Origin of the sequence: Microbacterium sp. (assembly GCF_026393345.1) — a bacterium.
Lineage (GTDB): Bacteria > Actinomycetota > Actinomycetes > Actinomycetales > Microbacteriaceae > Microbacterium.
Window position 1 is genome coordinate 82,868 of sequence record NZ_JAPLAI010000052.1, and the last position, 16,678, is coordinate 99,545.

Consider the following 16,678-nt stretch of genomic DNA (forward strand, 5'->3'; position numbering starts at 1 on the left):
GGAATATCCCCGCGGATGCGGGTGTCCGACGCAATCCGGATCCCGCTGTCGCCCGCCGGTCTAGCCTGGGGGCATGCCCTTCCCGCCGCTGGTCGAGCCGGTCGACGCCCTGTCGGATTCCGAACATCACCGCACCGCGCGGCACGCCGTGCTCGCGGGGTTCGGCGAACGGGCGCAACGGCGGCTGGCCGCCTCCCGGGTCGCGGTGATCGGCGCCGGGGGCCTCGGCTCCCCCACCGTGCTGGCCCTCGCGGCCGCCGGGGTGGGCGAGCTGATCGTCGTGGACGATGACGTCGTGGAGGTCTCCAACCTGCAGCGGCAGGTGCTGCACCGGGTCTCGGATGCGGGGCACCCCAAGGTCGACGGTGCCATCCGTGCCGCAGCCGACCTGTCCCCGGAGACCGTCGTCCATCCGGTGCGGGAGCGGCTCACCGCCGGCAACGCGGCGCGACTGCTCGCCGAGGCGCACGTCGTCATCGACGGCAGCGACACCTTCGAGACCCGCGCCGCCGTCGCCGCCGCATGCGAGCAGCTCGGCGTGCCGCTGGTGTGGGGCACCGTGCAGGAGTTCGACGCGCAGGTGACGGTGTTCTGGTCTGCCCCACCCGCAGGGGTGGAGCCCGTGGTCCTCTCGGACCTGCATCCGCCGTCGGGCGTGGGCGAGGTGCCCTCGTGCGCCCAGGTCGGCGTGCTGGGTGCGCTGTGCATCCAGGTCGGCGGGATGATGGCGATCGAGGCGATCAAACTCCTCACCGGCATCGGCGACCCGCTCCTCGGCCGCATCCTGCTCATCGACGCGCTCCGTGCCCGTCAGCGCGAGGTTCCCCTCCGCCCCGCACGCGCGACGGCGCCGCCGACGCCGGCCCCCGCTCCCGCTCCCGCTCACGAGCGGGCACTCGTGGCGAGTTCAACGCTCCCCGACGTCGCCGCCACCGCCCAATCGCGCGGGGGGAACATCACCGTGCTCGACGTGCGGGAGCCCGCCGAGACCGCGACGGGCGTGATCGACGGCGCCCTGCTCGTCCCGCTCGGCGAGGTGCTCGCCGACGCCGCGGCGCTCGGCCCCGGGCCGTTCCTGGTGGTGTGCCAGGCGGGGATCCGGGCGGAGCGGGCCGCACAGGCGCTCCGGAGCGCCGGGGCGACCGCATCCGTCCTCCCCGGTGGCATGAACGCGCTGGCGGCATGGGCGGCGACCGCATGAGCGGCCTGCGAAGCGTCGAGGAACAGCTCGCGCACGTACTCGCCGCGGTCCGCCCGACCCCGCCGGTGCGTGTTCCGCTCCGGGATGCTGCCGGCTCCACCCTGCACGACGCGCTCACCGCGCAGGTCGACATCCCCGTCTTCGACAACTCCGCCATGGACGGGTTCGCCGTGCGGCACGCGGAGGTGGCGGATGCGGCGCCCGAGCGCCCGGTGCACCTCACCGTCGTCGCAGATCTTCCCGCCGGCACCGAGCTCGACCCCGACCTCGAGGCGGGGCAGGCCGCCCGCATCATGACGGGATCCCCCGTCCCCGCATCCGCCGATGCGATCGTGCCGTTCGAAGACACCGCTGCCGGCCTCGCGGACTCACTCGGCGAGATCGCGGTGCTCCGCGCCCCGCAGCCCGCCGCCCACATCCGCCGCCGCGGGGCCGACCTCCGCGCCGGCGAGGAAGTGATCGCCGCCGGGACGCTGCTGACGCCCCTGCAGCTGAGCGCGGCCGCCGCGGCCGGCATCGCGGAGGCGGTGGTCGCCCGCCGGCCCCGCGTCGCTGTCGTCGCCACCGGGTCGGAACTCGTGCCGCCCGGACAGCCTCTCCGCCGCGGCCAGATCCCGGAGTCCAACAGCGAACTGCTGGCCGGCCTCGTCCGCGATGCGGGCGCGGCGGTGGTGCTCCGAGAGACCGTCGACGACACGGATGCCGCGTTCCTCGCGGTGCTGGCCGCGGCCGCCGAGGCCGGCGCAGAGGTCGTCGTCACCTCGGGCGGGGTCAGCGAGGGCGCCTTCGAGGTCGTGAAAAACGTCCTCTCCGGCAGCGACGTGGCCTTCACGAAGGTGTCGATGCAACCGGGGAAGCCGCAGGGATTCGGCCGCCTCGCGGACGGTGCGCTGCTGTTCGGATTGCCCGGCAACCCCGTGAGCTCGGCGGTGTCGTTCGAGGTGTTCGTGCGGCCGGCGCTCCTCCGGATGCAGGGGCGCACCCGCATCCACCGTCCGGTGCTGCGCCTTCCCGCAGCGATCGGCTGGCGCACCCCGCCCGGGCGACGTCAGTACCTGCCCGCGGCGATCGATCAGAGCGATCCTGCCCGGTGGACCGTCCGCCCCGCGACGGCGGGCGGCTCCGGCTCGCACCTCGCCGGCGGACTCGCCCGCGCCGAGGCCTATGCGGTGGTCCCCGCCGAGGTCGGCGAGGTCGCTGCGGGAGATCCCGTCGATGTCATGCTGGTGTCATGAGTTTCACCCACCTGGATGCGGCCGGCCACGCCCGGATGGTCGATGTCACCGCGAAGCAACCCACCGTGCGCGCGGCGACCGCCCGCGGGTTCGTGCGGTGCGCGCCCGAGGTCGTCGCCGCGCTCCGCGACGGCAGCGTCCCGAAGGGCGACGTGCTCGCGGTCGCGCGTATCGCCGGCATCCAGGGGGCGAAGCAGACCCCCGCGCTGCTGCCTCTCGCGCACGTCATCGGCGTCCACGGCGCGACGGTCGACCTGCAGATCACCGATGAGGGCGTCGCCGTGGAGGCGACCGTCCGCACCGCCGATCGCACCGGCGTCGAGATGGAGGCGATGACAGCCGTGTCGGTCGCCGCGCTCACGATCGTCGACATGGTCAAGGGCTTGGACAAGGGCACCTCGATCGAGACGGTCCGGATCATCCGCAAAGAGGGCGGCAAGTCCGGCACCTGGACCCGCCCCGGCGAGGAATGACCGCTCTCCCGGGCGGCACCGCATCCGCCATGTCCCACTTTCTGCCGTTATGGCGGGGTCAGAGCGGCAGAAAACGGGACATGTTCTGCGGATTTCGGGACATGCGGTGAGGGTCGGGGCGATCCTGCTCGCGGGCGGTCGCGGGGCGCGCGTGGACGGCGCCGCGAAGCCGCTGTTCGAAGTGGGCGGGCGGACGCTGCTGCAGCGGGCCGTGGATGCGGTGCGCGAGGCGGGCGCCGACCCGATCGTCGTCGTCGGCCCGGTGCTGGACGACGCGCTGCCGGTCCGGTGGGTGCGCGAGGATCCGCCGTTCGGCGGGCCTGCGGCGGCCGTCATCGCCGCGCTCCACGCCTCCGCGCTCCACACCTCCGCCGGCACCCCGGACCCGGAGTGGACGCTGCTGCTGGCTTGCGACCTCGCCCGGCCGGATGCGGCGGTCCGGCGTCTCCTCGACGATCTGCCACTGTTCCCCACTGACACCGACGGGGTGTGCCTGGCCGATGCCGGATCGAGGCCGCAGTGGCTGACCGGTGCGTACCGGACCGCGGCGCTCCGGCGGGCGGCCGCATCCCTCCCCGGCGCCGGCCGGGATGCGCCGATGCGGGCGCTGCTCGACGACCTCGCGATCGCCGTCGTCCGCGTGCCCGACGGCGTGGTCGCCGATGTGGACACGTGGGAGGATCTGGAACGGGCACGCCGCGCGGACACCGCACCGACGCCCACCCCCGAGGAGGACACATGAGCACGCATCTGCCACCCGAAGCCCTGGACGCCTGGGCCGCCGCGCTCCGGGAGCGCCTGGGCCTCGACGCCGACGACCTGCCCATCGCCGCGATCCTCGACCTCGCCGCCGACGTCGCACGCGGCGTCGCACGCCCGGCGGCACCGTTCAGCGCATTCGCCGCGGGTCTCGCCGCAGGGCGCGCGGGTGGCGGCCCGGAAGAGGTGCGCAACGCCCTCGACGCGGTGACCGACCTCGCGGCAGGCTGGAACGAGGACTGATGGCGCGCGTGCGGTACTTCGCCGCCGCCGAGGAACTCGCCGGCCGCGCCGAGGAGACCCGGGCCGAGGCGACGCTCGGCGACCTCCGCACCGCGCTCGCGACCGAACGCCCCGGGCTCGGCGGCATCCTTCCCCGCTGCGCCGTGCTGGTGGAGGGCTCGCGCGTCGACGACGACACCGTCCTCACCGATGACACCCTGGTGGACGTGCTGCCGCCGTTCGCCGGCGGCTGAGCGCCGCGCGACCCGGCGACGCCGAGACCACATCCGTCCGCCCAGACCACATCCGATCCGATGTGGTCTCGCGCAACGGATGTGGTCTCGCGGACGTGAACCCGCGCGGACCGCGGGTCAGCCGCCGAGACCCTTCCACGCCGTGGTGCCGTCGGACTCCACCTGACGTTTCCACACCGGCAGCTCGCGCTTGATCGCCTCGATCACCTCACGGCACACGGTGAACGCTTCGTCGCGGTGCCCGCTGGCGACCGCGATGACGACCGCGGCATCCCCCACCTCGAGACGTCCGATCCGGTGGCTGACCGCGACGATCGCGCCGGTCTCGCCGATGGCGCGTTCCGTCAGGGCGCGGAGCCCCGCTTCCGCATCCGGGTGGGCGGAGTATTCCAGCGCGACGACGGTGGTCGCCGCGTCCGGGTCGTTGTCGCGCACCCGCCCGAGGAACGTGGTGACGGCACCGGATGCGGCATCATCGACCGCCTGCAGATGTGCGTCGAGATTGAGCGGCTCGGTCGTGACACGGGCGAGGGCGACGGGCATCAGTGGTCCCCTCCGGCCAGCTGGTCGATGACGTGCGCGGCGACCGAGAGGACGATCGGAAGGCCGTCGGCGACCGCGGCGGGCTTCCCCGGCAGGTTCACGATGAGCGCGGCGCCGGCGACACCGGCGAGTCCGCGGGTGAGCATGCCGGCCGGCTTTTCGGCCGCGCCCTGGCGGCGCAGCTCCTCGGCAATTCCCGGCAGGAGCCGGTCGAGCACCCGCGCCGTCCCCTCGGGGGTCTCGTCGCGCGGGGAGACGCCGGTCCCCCCGGTCGTGATGATCAGCCGCGCCCCGTCGGCGAGGTGAGCCCGGAGCACCTGCTCGACGCTGTCCGCGCCGTCGGGCACCACCACCGCGTCGGCGCAGTCCCAGCCGGCGTCGCGCAGCAGCCCCACACCGATGGGCCCCGACTGGTCATCGCGCGCACCGGCCGAAGCCCGGTCCGACACCGTGATCACCACTGCCCGCCGCATTCCCTCAGCCTATTGCCCGCGCTCGTCTCGGGGCCTGTCCGGCGAGCTGTGGGCGACCGCGGTGCTCTCCGCCGTCGCGGTGATCCGTGCGGCCATCCCGGGAAAGATCAGCGCATGGAACGGGAGAACGAGCAGCCAGTAGGCACGACCGGCGAGCCCACGGGGGAAGAACACTGCCCGCTGCTCGTATCGGGTGCCGTCGCCGTCGGCGACAGCGCCGAGCTCGAGCCATGCCAGCCCCGGCACCCTCATCTCGGCCCGCAGTCGCAGCATCCGTCCGGGTTCCACCGCCTCGACCCGCCAGAAGTCGATGGCGTCGCCCACGGCGGCCGAGGTGCGGCTCCGCCGACCGCGGCGGAGGCCCACACCCCCGACGAGCCGATCCATCCAGCCGCGCACCGCCCACAGCAACGGTGTCGAGTACCAGCCGTTCTGCCCGCCGATCCCGATGATGACCCGCCACACGTCTTCCACGGATGCGGTGGTGTGCACGGTGCGGGTGTCGGTGAACACCGTCCGTCCCGACCAATCCGGATCGCTCGGCAGCGGGTCGCTCGGGAGCCCCGAGACCTCGGCGTCCTGCCAGCTCGTCTCCACCGCGTCGGCGCCGACCCGACCGAGTGCCAGCTGCACCGACCGGCGGTACGGCGTGAGACCGCCCTCGGGCCGCGGGATGAGGTCGTCGACGGCGCGGTCCTTGACCACGCACTCATTCTCGAGCGACGCGATGAGGGGGCGGGCGATCGCCCGCGGCACCGGGGTGACGAGGTTCACCCAGTGTGAGGCGAGACCGGGCGTGAGGACGGGCAGCGAGGCGATCGCGCGCTGTCGCAGACCCGCCTCCAGCGCGTACCCGTTCATCATCTGCCCATAGCGGAGCACGTCCGGCCCGCCGATGTCGACGGCGCGGTTCGCGTCGGCGGGGACCCGCGCGGCGCCCAGCAGGTAGTGCAGCACGTCGCGGACCGCGATCGGCTGAATGCGGTTTCGCACCCAACGCGGCGCCGGCATGTACGGCAGCACCTCGGTGAGGTGCCGCACCATCTCGAACGACGCAGAACCCGATCCGATGACCACTCCGGCCTGCAGCACCAGCGTGGGCACCCCGCTGCCGAGGAACACCTCGCCCACCTCCACGCGGGAGCGCAGATGCGGCGACAGCGGAACGTCCGTCGGATGCAGGCCGCCGAGGTAGACGATCCGGGCCACGGATGCGGTGGCGGCGGCCTCCGCGACCCTGTGCGCGGCACGAAGGTCCGCGGCCTCGAAATCCTTCCCCGCGCCCATGGAGTGGACGAGGTAGTAGAGGACGTCGACGTCGGCTGTCGCGCGCGCCAGCGCCTCGCGGTCGTCCGCGGATCCCTCGACTACTTCGACGTCGTCGCTCCAGGCGAATCCGCTGACGCGGGCGGCGTTGCGGGCCAGCACGCGCACCCGGTAGCCGGCGGCCACGAGTCGCGGCGTGAGGCGCCCGCCGATGTACCCGGTCGCGCCGATCACGAGGGCGCGCGGTGTGGTGCCGTCCTCCCGCGGTGCGGCACGGAGGGCGGGCTCGGTGCCGATGGGAGCGCTGAGGGAGGTCATCCGGCAACGTTAGGCGGCGCCGCCCCGACCTGCCCCGGCCTTGCGGCACCGGCCTGGCCGGGGTAGCGCGCGCTCAGGCGCTGGCCACGCGCCGTTCCAGGCGCACGATGACGGCCTTCGACGTGGGCGTGCCGGAGGTGTCGGCGACCGATTCCAGGGGGACGAGCACGTTCGTCTCCGGGTAATACGCGGCGGCGTTCCCGCGCGGGGTGGAGTACGCCACGATGCGGAATTCGTCGGCGCGGCGCTCCTGCATCCGCCCGTCTGCGCCGGTCCACTCGGAGACGAGGTCGACGATCTCACCGTCCTGGAAGCCCAGGTCGTGGATGTCGTCGGCATTCACGAGCACTACGCGGCGGCCGTCGTGGATGCCGCGGTAGCGGTCGTCCTTGCCGTAGATCGTGGTGTTGTACTGGTCATGCGAACGCAGTGTCTGCAGCAGCAGGCGCCCCGCGGGGATGTGCGGATACTCCAGCGGATTCGCGGTGAAGTGCGCCTTGCCGTCCGTCGTGGCGAACCGGCGCTCATCGCGCGGGCCGTTCGGCAGGAAGAAGGTGCGGCCCTTATCGATGCGCTCCTCGTAGTCCTCGAAGCCCGGGATGACGTTCTCGATGTGGCGCCGGATGAGCGCGTAGTCGGTCTCGAGCGCGGCCCAGTCGGCGCGCGGGGCGTTCCCGGAGTGTTCGACGTGCGGCGCATCGGGGCCGGTGGCCTCCTCGTGCGGGAGCCGCTCCACCTGGTGGCGGTCGACGTCACCGCCGTGGGAAGGGGTGCGGTCGGGCTGCTCGCCATCGCCGAACAGCAGGTCGCACAGGCGCGTGATGATCGCGACCTCGCTCAGCATGTCCCCCGTGGGCGGCGTGAGGCGCCCACGGGAGGAGTGCACGGCCCCCATGGAGTCCTCCACGGACACCCGCTGCTCGCGTCCGCCGCGGCGGTCGCGGTCGGTGCGGCCGAGCGTCGGCAGGATGATCGCGCGGCGGCCCGTCATCACGTGCGACCGGTTGAGCTTCGTGGACACCTGGACCGTGAGGTCGAGCTTCGCCATGCCCCGCTCGACGATCTCGGTGTCCGGCGTCGCCGAGACGAAATTGCCGCCGAGCCCCATGAAGAACCGCGCCTTCCCCTCATCCATGGCGCGGATCGCGGCGACCGTGTCGTAGCCGTGCTCGCGGGGAGGCGCGAACGAGAACTCGGTCTCGAGCGCGTCGAGGAACGCATCCGAGGGCTTCTCGTAGATGCCCACGGTGCGGTCGCCCTGCACGTTGGAGTGACCTCGGACCGGGCACACGCCGGCACCGGGACGCCCGATGTTGCCCTGCAGCAGCAGCACGTTGACGACCTCGCGGAGCGTGGGCACCGAGTGCTTGTGCTGCGTGAGACCCATCGCCCAGCAGACGATCGTCGACGGCGAGGTGCGGACGGCCTCGGCGATCTCGCGCAGTTCGCTCTCGGGAAGTCCCGTCGCCGCCTCGAACTCGGTCCACGATGCGGCGGCCATGGCGTCACGGTAAGCGTCGATGCCGCTGGTGTGCGCGTGGATGAAGTCGTGGTCGAGGACGCCGCCATCACGGGCCTCTGCTTCGAGCAGGTGCTTACCGATGGCCTGGAACAGTGCCTGGTCGCCGCCGAGGCGAATCTGCACGAACCGGTCGGCGATGGGGGTGCCGCCCAGCAGCACGCCGCGGACCGTCTGCGGGTTCTCGAACCGCATCAGTCCGGCCTCCGGCAGCGGGTTCACGGCGATGATCTTCGCGCCGTTCTGCTTGGCCTTCTCCAGCGCGCTCAGCATGCGCGGGTGGTTCGTGCCCGGGTTCTGGCCGGCCACGATCAGCAGCTTCGCGTCGTAGATGTCCTCGATCGACACCGTGCCCTTACCGATGCCGATGGTCTCGGTGAGCGCGGAGCCCGACGATTCGTGACACATGTTGGAGCAGTCGGGCAGGTTGTTCGTGCCGAGGCCGCGCACCAGCAGCTGATAGAGGAACGCGGACTCGTTGGACGCGCGCCCGGACGTGTAGAAGATCGCCTCGTCAGGGTCGGCGAGGCCGCGGAGGGTATCGGCGATCTGCTGCAGGGCAGCATCCCAGGAGATCGCGGTGTAGTGGGTCGCCCCTTCCTCCAGCACCATCGGATGCGTGAGGCGTCCCTGCTGACCGAGCCACCAGTCGTCGTGCGCGCGCAGCTCATCGATGGAGTGCTCGGCGAAGAACGCCGGTTCCACCCGCCGGATCGTCGCCTCCTCGGCGACGGCCTTCGCGCCGTTCTCGCAGAACTCCGCGACGTGGCGATGGTCGTTCTCCGGCCATGCGCAGCCGGGGCAGTCGAAGCCGTCCTTCTGGTTCACCCGCAGCAGGGTACGGACGCTGCGGACCACCCCCATCTGCTCCTGCGCGATGGCCAGGGAGTGAAGGACCGCGGGCACGCCGACCGCGACCTTCTTGCGCTTCGTCACGCGCAGCTGGGTCTCGTCGATGTCTGAGGTAGGGGGCTTCGTCGCCATACCTCGATCGTAGGCCCGACGCGGGGCGCGCACGGCCGTCCTTTCTCGGAACGGAAAGGCGGATCGTGCAGGCGCCGTGAGTGTGCGGCGCAGGACCCGCGGCCGCCTCCGGGGTCAGGCGGATGCGCGGGTCACCGGTTCGGCCCGCGATCGTGGTTCGGTGCGGAGCCTTGCCGCGAACAGCGCGGCCACCAGGAGCACCGCGGCCACGCCGACGAGGGTGCCGCCCAGTGTGTCGCTGGCCCAGTGGGCATGCAGGTAGGTGCGGCTGAACGCCATCAGGACGACCCACACGGCGCCGACGACCGCCACCCATGCTCGGGGGAACAGGATGAGCGCCACGACCGCGAGTGTCGCCGCATTGGCGGTGTGCCCGGAGGGGAACGAGCCGTAGTCGCTGATCACAATGATGTCCTCCGGCCGCGCGCGCCCGAAGAGGTGCTTGAGGACCTGGACCAGCGCGGCGCTCAGGATTTGCGTGACGACGAGGAACAGTGCGCCCCACGGACGCCGGAGAAGGAGGAGCAGGACGGCGCCGACCGCGGTGATGACGACACTCGCCCACACGCCGCCGACCACTCCCATCGCGAGCGAGAAGCTCACAACGACCGGCACACGCCATTGCGCGAGCAGCACGTTCCACCACGAGTCCACGGTGAACGGGGTGTCGCCGCGCAGCAGCACCCACAGTCCCAGACCGCACGCCAGCGCGAGGAACACGAATCCCGCGATCAACAGGCGGGAGACGGGCACGCGCGAGAGTTCCATCGACCCATTCTGCGGGGTCGGAGTTGGAGCGGGGATCAGGGTGTGAGCAACTCCACGGTGCGCGGCCGCACGACGAACCACAGGGAGGCCACGGCGATGACCGAGCATCCGACCATGACCGAGGCCATGGTGGTGGCGGTGATGCCGGCATCCTTCGCGATCCACCCGACCAGCGGCGAGATCACGCCGGCCACTCCGAAGTTCGTCGCTCCGATGATCGACTGCGCTGTGCCTGCGGCACTCCCGTGGCGGTCGAGCGCGAGCACCTGCACGCAGGGGAAGGTGAACCCGGCCGCCGTCATGAAGACGAACAGCGGCACGACGGTGCCCCACAGGCCCCAGCCCAGCTGGTCGGTGACGACGATCGCCGCGGCCGAAATCAGGAGCGCCGCGGTGGAGAATGCCAAGACCCACTGCGGGCCGAACCGCGCCGCGAGACGAGCGGCGAGCTGCGTGCCCACCGCGACACCCACCGAGTTCGCCGCGAACAGCAGGCCGTATTGCTGGGCGTCGAAGCCGTAGGTGTCCTGGAACAGGAACGACGACGCCGACAGGTACGAGAACAGCCCGGAGAAGCTCATCCCGCCGATGATGAGCACGCCCACGAAGACGCGGTCACCGAACACCTGCCGATACCGCTGCCCCACCGTGGTGGTGCCGCGATCTCGGCGCCGGGCCTTGGGCAGCGTCTCGGGCAGCAGGAACAGCGAGCAGACGAGCATGACGGCGCCGTAAACGGCGAGCACGATGAAGATACCCCGCCATGGCATGACGCCCAGCAGCCACGACCCGACCAGGGGTGCGAGCACGGGGGCGACACCGGAGACGAGCGCGAGCCGCGACAGCATGACGACGAGGCGCTTGCCGCCGAAGAGGTCGCGGACGATGGCCGCGGCGACCACACCGCCCGCGGCCGCCCCCGCGCCCATGAGCACCCGTGCACCGCCGAGCAGCAGCAGGTCGGGCGCGAGTGCTGCGGCGGTGCTCGCGACCACATGCACCGCCGTGACGATGAGCAGGGGCAGGCGGCGACCGACCTTGTCGCTGAGCGGGCCCACGATGAGCTGGCCCACCGCGAACCCGATCATGGTGCCGGTGAGGGTCAGCTGAATCGCGGCGGCCGTGGTGTCGAAGTCCTGTTCCAGCGTCGGGAACGCCGGCAGGTACAGATCGATCGTGAAGGGACCGAGCGCGGTGAGCGCACCGAGCAGCAGCACATAGACGAGCCGGCGCTTGGCCGACAAGGCATCGCCGGGATGCAGCATGATCGGCGCCGTGCGCGGGTTCGGTCCGAGAGTCCGGATCGCCCCCGTCGGGGTGCGAGGAATGCGGACGGATCCGGTGGCGGTGCGGACGGACCCGGTCGCGGTGCGGACGGATCCGGTCTCGGCGTCTGCGGGGGTGTTTTCGTGCACGGGCGACCACTTCGAAATTCGGGGGGCGGAGCCCTCTCGAAACGATTCGGAGGGACCGATCAATGGTAGCGGATCCCGATCCCGGTCACGCCGACGCTTCCCGCCGAAACGGGTTCTGGGCCCCGAGCCGGTGGGGTTTACCCATCGGCTCGGGGCCCAGATGCCATCTGGCGGTCAGGCGAGGGGCGGGCGAGGGCTCAGCCCTTGGTCGCACCCGCCAGCAGGCCGCGAACGAAGAACCGCTGCAGCGCGAAGAACACGATCAACGGGACGATGATCGAGATGAACGCACCCGCCGACTGCAGGTACCACTGGTTGCCCCAGGTGCCCGACAGCGAGTTCAACGTCTGCGTCAGTGGCAGCGAGGACGACGGCGCGAAGATCGTCGCCACCAGCAGGTCGTTCCACACCCACAGGAACTGGAAGATGGCGAACGACGCGATGGCGGGCATCGCCAGCGGCAGGATCATCCGGAAGAAGATCTGGCCGTGGCCCGCCCCGTCGACACGCGCGGCCTCGATGAGTTCGCCCGGGATCTCCGAGATGAAGTTGTGCAGCAGGAAGATCGCGAGCGGCAGCGCGAAGATCGCGTGCGCGATCCACACCGTCGCGAAGCTGTGGTCGACGTCACGCAGACCGAAGCCCGGGAAGATGTTCATGTCGCCGATCGTGAGACCGCGCGAGAACATCGTCAGCAGCGGCACGAGGGCCATCTGGATCGGAACGATCTGCAACGCGAACACCGCCACGAACGCGACGCCCCGGCCCCTGAACGGGATCCACGCGAAGGCGTAGGCCGCGAGCGCGGCGATCGCGATCGGGAACACCGTCGCGGGGATCGAGATCGCCAGCGAGTTGATGAACGACTGACCGAGGGTCAGGGACGTGCCGCCGGCCGTGAGGGCCTGGGCGTAGTTCTCGAGTGTGAAGCTCGGGTCGACGAAGACCGTCCACCACCCGGTCGAGGTCGAGTCTGCGCCGGGACGGAACGAGGTGACGAACAGTCCGAACGTCGGGATGGTCCACAGCACGGCTATGACGACCGCGGTGATCGTGGCGCCACGGGACGTGAGTCGCTTCTGCGCCTCACTCTCGCCCTTGCGTGTCCGGCGCGCCTCCTGCCGCTTGGACCCGCCGCCGAGCGTCGGAACAGTGTCGACGGTAGCCATCAGCGGATCTCCTTCTGCTTACGCATCTGTCGCACGTTGTAGATGATGAGCGGCAGCACGAAGATGAACAGCACGACTGCCAGCGCCGAGGAGTGCCCGTAGCTCTGGAACCGCTGCTGCTGGTTGACCATCTCGAAGGCGAGAACGGTCGAGTTGGAACGGCCACCGGTCATGACCGCGACGATGTCGTACACCTTCAGCGACGCGATGGTGATCGTCGTCAGCACGACGATGAGCGAGGAGCGGATGCCGGGAACCGTGACGTTGCGGAATCTCTCCCACGCATTCGCGCCGTCGAGCGATGCGGCTTCCAGCTGCTCGGTCGGCACTGCCTTGATCGCCGCCGAGAGGATGACCATCGCGAATCCGGTCTGGGTCCAGATGAACACCGCGAGCAGGGCGAAGGTGTTGATGAGCGGCTGCGCGTCGAGCCAGCTGACGGGTTCCGCACCGAACATGGTGAGGATCGCGTTCAGCAGACCGACCTGGTCGCCCTGGCGGTAGTCGTAGATGAACTTCCAGATGATGCCGGCGCCGACGAACGAGATCGCGTACGGCATGAAGACGAAGACCTTCAGCACCTTCTCACCGCGGGCACGGTCGATGAAGGCGGCGTAGGCCAAGCCGATGACGGTGGAGAAGAGCGGTGCGACCACCGCCCAGATGAGGGTGTTGATGACCGACCAGAACCCGTCCGGGTTGGTGAACGTCCAGACGTAGTTCTCGAACCAGACGAAGTTGTCGCCGGTCTTGTCGTAGAACGACTTGATGATCGTCGAGATGGCCGGGTAGACCAGGCCGACCAGCAGCATCGCCGCTGCCGGGGCCAGGAAGATGACGAGCTGGAAGGCGTATCCCGCACCGGCGCGGGCGCGGTAGTCCGCGAAGAAGAGCAGCGCGCCGGCGAACAGCGCGATGGCGACCACGTACACGACAGCGTTCTGATACGGCCGCAGCAGCATGAACGCGATGATCGGGATGAGGATGCTGGCGCCGAGACGGAGCCAGAAGTAACCGCGTCCGGGCCGCGGGGCGAATTCGATGAGCACGAGGATCACGGCCACGAGCACGCCGAAGGCGATGATCACGATCGGAATCTGCAGCAGCGGGTTGAGACCGCCGAGCCAGACGAAGAATCCGTTGAGTGAGACCCCGATGGTGGTGGGCGACGCGTCGTCGTTACCCGTCCCCGTCAGGAGCAGTATCAGCATGGCGACGAGTCCGACCGCCGAGATGACCGCGACGACCGCCGCGACTCGTTTGGCCGTCGCGGATTTCTGCCGCGGCACGGGTGCCGATGATGTGACCGGCGGCACGTCGGTCTTGGTGGGCGTGGACATGTCCTCCCCTATTCCCCTCGGTGGTTCTCGCGAGAGCGGTGGGGCCGCTCGTCACCGAGCGACCCCACCGATCTTGTCAGCTGATTAGTTGTCGTAACCAGCCTGGATTTCTGCGAGCACGTCATCGGTCGACTTGCCGTCGATCCAGTTGACCATGCCCTTCCAGAACGAACCAGAACCCACGGTGGCGGGCATCAGGTCGGACGCGTCGAAGCGAACGACGGTGCTGCTGTCCTGCAGCGTCGTCATCGCGTCGGTCAGGAACTCGCTGGAGGCGAGCGACGGGTCGGCGTTCTTGTTGGCGGAGATGACGCCACCGAGCTTCACGCGGGCGTCGGCGAACTCAGCGCTCGACATGAACTCGAGGACCTTCTGCACGTTCTCGTCGTCGGAGAACGCGGCGACGAACTCGCCACCGGCCTCGACGTACGTGTCGCCACCGGCCTCGAAGCCCGGGAGCAGGAAGGCGTAGACGTCACCGTCGGGCGCGACCGTCGGGGTCTCGCCCGAAGCCGTCTTGGCGTCGAGGAAGTTCGACGACAGGAACGAGGCCTGGTGGGTCAGGGCGCAGCTGCCGTCCGCGATCTTCGCGGCGACGTCACCGAACGCGGTGGAGTTGATGCTCTTGACGTCACCGAAGCCGGCGTTGACGTAGTTCGGGTCGAGCAGGATGGTGCCGAGGGCGTCGAACGCGTCCTTGATCGGGGCGTCGGTGAACTTGACCTCGTCAGCCACCCACTGGTCGTACACGTCGGCGCCGGACTGACGGAGGACGAGGTCCTCGATCCAGTCGGTGCCCGGCCAGCCGGAGGCGTCACCGGAGCTGAAACCGGCGCACCAGGGTGCCGTGCCGGTCTTCTCCTGGATGGTCTGGGTGAGCGTGAGCATCTCATCCCACGTGGTCGGGACCTCGACGCCCCACTCGGCGAAGCTCGCCGGCGAGTACCAGACGTATCCCTTGACGTTGGCGAGCATCGGGGCGGCATAGAACGTGCCGTCGACGGTGCCGTACTTCTTCCAGTCCTCGGACCAGTTCTCGTCGACGTTGGTGACGACGGCCTCGGGGGCTTCCTTGACCTCGCCGGTCTCCACCAGGCTCTTGAGCAGACCCGGCTGGGGAACGATGGCGATATCGGGGGCGGAGCCACCGGCCACCTTGGTGACGATGTTTCCTTCGAAGCTCTTGTCGCCGGTGTAGTCGACCTTGATGCCGGTCTCTTCGGTGAACGAAGCGAACGACTCGTTCAGCAGGTCGGCCTCGGAGCCGGTGATACCGCCCGAGATCTTGACCGTCGAGCTCTCCGACGAGCCTCCGCTGGAGCTCTCGGCGCAACCTGCCAGCGCCAGGCCGGCAACGCCGGCGAGGGCGATGGGCACCAGGATGCGGCGCCGCTGTGTACTGAGCATGTGATTCCTCTCCTCATTGAGCGGCGGACGTCGAAGTCCGCCACATCAGATCCACTCGGGAACCGATTCCACGCAACCGTATGTGAATCGGGTCGCCATCACAATACAGGTCCATCACGACTCGGTAAAGGTGGCAATGGGAGCGCTCCCGAGGGCGATGACCGACGATGAGAGCGCTCCCGTGATTTCACGTCCCGCAGCAACCGGTTCCACAACTCCGGCGTTGTCGCCTATCATGTGGACGGTCCACGAGACGGTCAGCGAGGAGGCGACGAACGTGAGCGGCATTGCAGACGTCGCACGCCTGGCAGGTGTGTCCAAGTCCACCGCCAGTCGCGCCCTCAGCGGTGCCGGCTACGTGTCCGAGACGACGCGGGAACGCGTCTCCTCCGCTGCCGCGTCCCTCGGGTACGTGCCATCGACGAATGCGCAGGGGCTGGCCACCGGGCGCACGCAGAACATCGGCGTGGTGATGCCGTACGTGAATCGCTGGTTCTTCGCGGAGGTGCTGGAAGGCATCCAATCGGCACTGCTCGAGCGCAGCCTCGACCTCACCCTCTACGACGCGACGCCGGGATCCGAGCGCCGTCGCCGGATCTTCGACGATTTCCTCGCCCGCAAGCGATTCGACGGACTGATCGCCGTGGGGCTCGAGCCGGAGGAGAACGAACTCGACCGGATGCTTTCGCTCGGCAAGCCCGTGGTCAGCGTGATCGGCGTCGGCCCGCGCACGAGTGTCGTCACCATCGACGACGAGGACGCCGCCCGGCGGGCCACGGAGCACCTGCTCGCGCTGGGGCATCGCCGCATCGCCTTCCTCGGCGGCGGATCGGTCACCCGGGACCAGCACGTGGAGTCCGCCCGGGTGCAGGGGTATCGACTCGCCATGGAGGACGCCGGGCTGACGCACGAGGTACGGCGGATGCCGTCGGAACTGTCGATGCCGGCCGGCTACGCCGCCGCGGTCGACCTGCTCAGCGACGCCCGCTCCCGCCCCACCGCTATCGTCGCGGCCTGCGACGAGGTGGCGATCGGTGCGATCGTGGCGTCACGGCGTCTCGGCATCCTCGTCCCGGCGGGACTCAGCGTCATCGGGATCGATGACCACGAGTACGCCGACATGTTCGCGCTGACCACCCTGCAGCAGGTGCCGCGCGAGCAGGGCGCCCGCGCGGTGGATCTGCTCGTGCAGCAGATCGACGACCCGGATGCGGCGCCGCAGGACGTGATCATCAAGCCACGCCTGATCGTGCGCAGCTCCACCGCGCCGATCGGCCGCGGCGCCGTCCCGCGGATCGACGAGGCGTGAGAGGGGGAACCGGCCGCAACCGG

The 16,678-nt window shown here is 70.2% G+C and carries 16 protein-coding genes; 7 read left to right on the forward strand and 9 right to left on the reverse strand.

Annotation, left to right across the window (positions count from 1 at the left end):
• The first annotated feature begins 73 nt into the window (after window positions 1-73).
• From NT132_RS10365 to NT132_RS10390, 6 genes are all read left to right on the forward strand, one after another.
• Window positions 74-1,201, forward strand: a complete 1,128-nt coding sequence (locus NT132_RS10365) for a ThiF family adenylyltransferase (protein WP_297788137.1) — start codon at window positions 74-76, stop codon at window positions 1,199-1,201.
• Complete coding sequence (gene glp / locus NT132_RS10370) at window positions 1,198-2,436, forward strand: gephyrin-like molybdotransferase Glp (RefSeq protein WP_297788138.1); 1,239 nt, start codon at window positions 1,198-1,200, stop codon at window positions 2,434-2,436. Before NT132_RS10365 ends, glp begins: the two co-directional genes overlap by 4 nt.
• The gene (gene moaC, locus NT132_RS10375) at window positions 2,433-2,909 is read left to right on the forward strand and encodes a cyclic pyranopterin monophosphate synthase MoaC (protein ID WP_297788139.1); all 477 of its coding nucleotides are present in this window, start codon (window positions 2,433-2,435) and stop codon (window positions 2,907-2,909) included. The genes glp and moaC overlap by 4 nt, the downstream gene beginning before the upstream one ends.
• Before the next feature lie 106 nt (window positions 2,910-3,015).
• Window positions 3,016-3,651 carry an NTP transferase domain-containing protein gene (locus NT132_RS10380; RefSeq protein ID WP_297788140.1) on the forward strand — a complete coding sequence of 212 codons (636 nt, stop codon included), beginning with the start codon at window positions 3,016-3,018 and terminating at the stop codon, window positions 3,649-3,651.
• Window positions 3,648-3,911: a DUF6457 domain-containing protein gene (locus tag NT132_RS10385; RefSeq protein ID WP_297788142.1), complete on the forward strand. Its 264-nt coding sequence runs from the start codon at window positions 3,648-3,650 to the stop codon at window positions 3,909-3,911. The genes NT132_RS10380 and NT132_RS10385 overlap by 4 nt, the downstream gene beginning before the upstream one ends.
• Window positions 3,911-4,144: a MoaD/ThiS family protein gene (locus tag NT132_RS10390; RefSeq protein WP_297788145.1), complete on the forward strand. Its 234-nt coding sequence runs from the start codon at window positions 3,911-3,913 to the stop codon at window positions 4,142-4,144. The genes NT132_RS10385 and NT132_RS10390 overlap by 1 nt, the downstream gene beginning before the upstream one ends.
• Before the next feature lie 117 nt (window positions 4,145-4,261).
• Here the strand turns inward: NT132_RS10390 and NT132_RS10395 are convergent, their stop codons facing one another.
• The 9 genes from NT132_RS10395 to NT132_RS10435 form a co-directional block, all read right to left on the reverse strand.
• Entirely contained in the window at window positions 4,262-4,687 is a 426-nt protein-coding gene (locus NT132_RS10395) for a molybdenum cofactor biosynthesis protein MoaE (protein WP_297788147.1), read from the reverse strand.
• Window positions 4,687-5,160, reverse strand: coding sequence for a MogA/MoaB family molybdenum cofactor biosynthesis protein (locus tag NT132_RS10400; protein ID WP_297788149.1), 474 nt, complete (start codon window positions 5,158-5,160; stop codon window positions 4,687-4,689). The genes NT132_RS10395 and NT132_RS10400 overlap by 1 nt, the downstream gene beginning before the upstream one ends.
• 9 nt (window positions 5,161-5,169) lie before the next feature.
• The gene (locus tag NT132_RS10405; RefSeq protein ID WP_297788156.1) at window positions 5,170-6,744 is read right to left on the reverse strand and encodes an SDR family oxidoreductase; all 1,575 of its coding nucleotides are present in this window, start codon (window positions 6,742-6,744) and stop codon (window positions 5,170-5,172) included.
• Window positions 6,745-6,817: 73 nt separating this feature from the next.
• On the reverse strand, window positions 6,818-9,247 hold the full coding sequence (locus tag NT132_RS10410; RefSeq protein ID WP_297788158.1) for an FdhF/YdeP family oxidoreductase: 2,430 nt from the start codon (window positions 9,245-9,247) through the stop codon (window positions 6,818-6,820).
• A 114-nt stretch (window positions 9,248-9,361) separates the two neighbouring features.
• A complete protein-coding gene (locus NT132_RS10415; RefSeq protein ID WP_297788160.1) occupies window positions 9,362-10,015 on the reverse strand; it encodes a phosphatase PAP2 family protein in 654 nt (217 codons plus the stop codon).
• A gap of 35 nt (window positions 10,016-10,050) precedes the next feature.
• Complete coding sequence (locus tag NT132_RS10420; protein WP_297788352.1) at window positions 10,051-11,280, reverse strand: multidrug effflux MFS transporter; 1,230 nt, start codon at window positions 11,278-11,280, stop codon at window positions 10,051-10,053.
• A gap of 347 nt (window positions 11,281-11,627) precedes the next feature.
• Window positions 11,628-12,599, reverse strand: coding sequence for a carbohydrate ABC transporter permease (locus NT132_RS10425; protein WP_297788162.1), 972 nt, complete (start codon window positions 12,597-12,599; stop codon window positions 11,628-11,630).
• Complete coding sequence (locus tag NT132_RS10430; RefSeq protein ID WP_297788165.1) at window positions 12,599-13,939, reverse strand: carbohydrate ABC transporter permease; 1,341 nt, start codon at window positions 13,937-13,939, stop codon at window positions 12,599-12,601. The genes NT132_RS10425 and NT132_RS10430 overlap by 1 nt, the downstream gene beginning before the upstream one ends.
• Before the next feature lie 84 nt (window positions 13,940-14,023).
• The gene (locus NT132_RS10435; RefSeq protein WP_297788167.1) at window positions 14,024-15,346 is read right to left on the reverse strand and encodes an ABC transporter substrate-binding protein; all 1,323 of its coding nucleotides are present in this window, start codon (window positions 15,344-15,346) and stop codon (window positions 14,024-14,026) included.
• A 277-nt stretch (window positions 15,347-15,623) separates the two neighbouring features.
• Between NT132_RS10435 and NT132_RS10440 the strand changes: the two genes are divergently transcribed.
• Window positions 15,624-16,655, forward strand: coding sequence for a LacI family DNA-binding transcriptional regulator (locus tag NT132_RS10440; RefSeq protein WP_297788355.1), 1,032 nt, complete (start codon window positions 15,624-15,626; stop codon window positions 16,653-16,655).
• Window positions 16,656-16,678 lie beyond the last annotated feature (23 nt).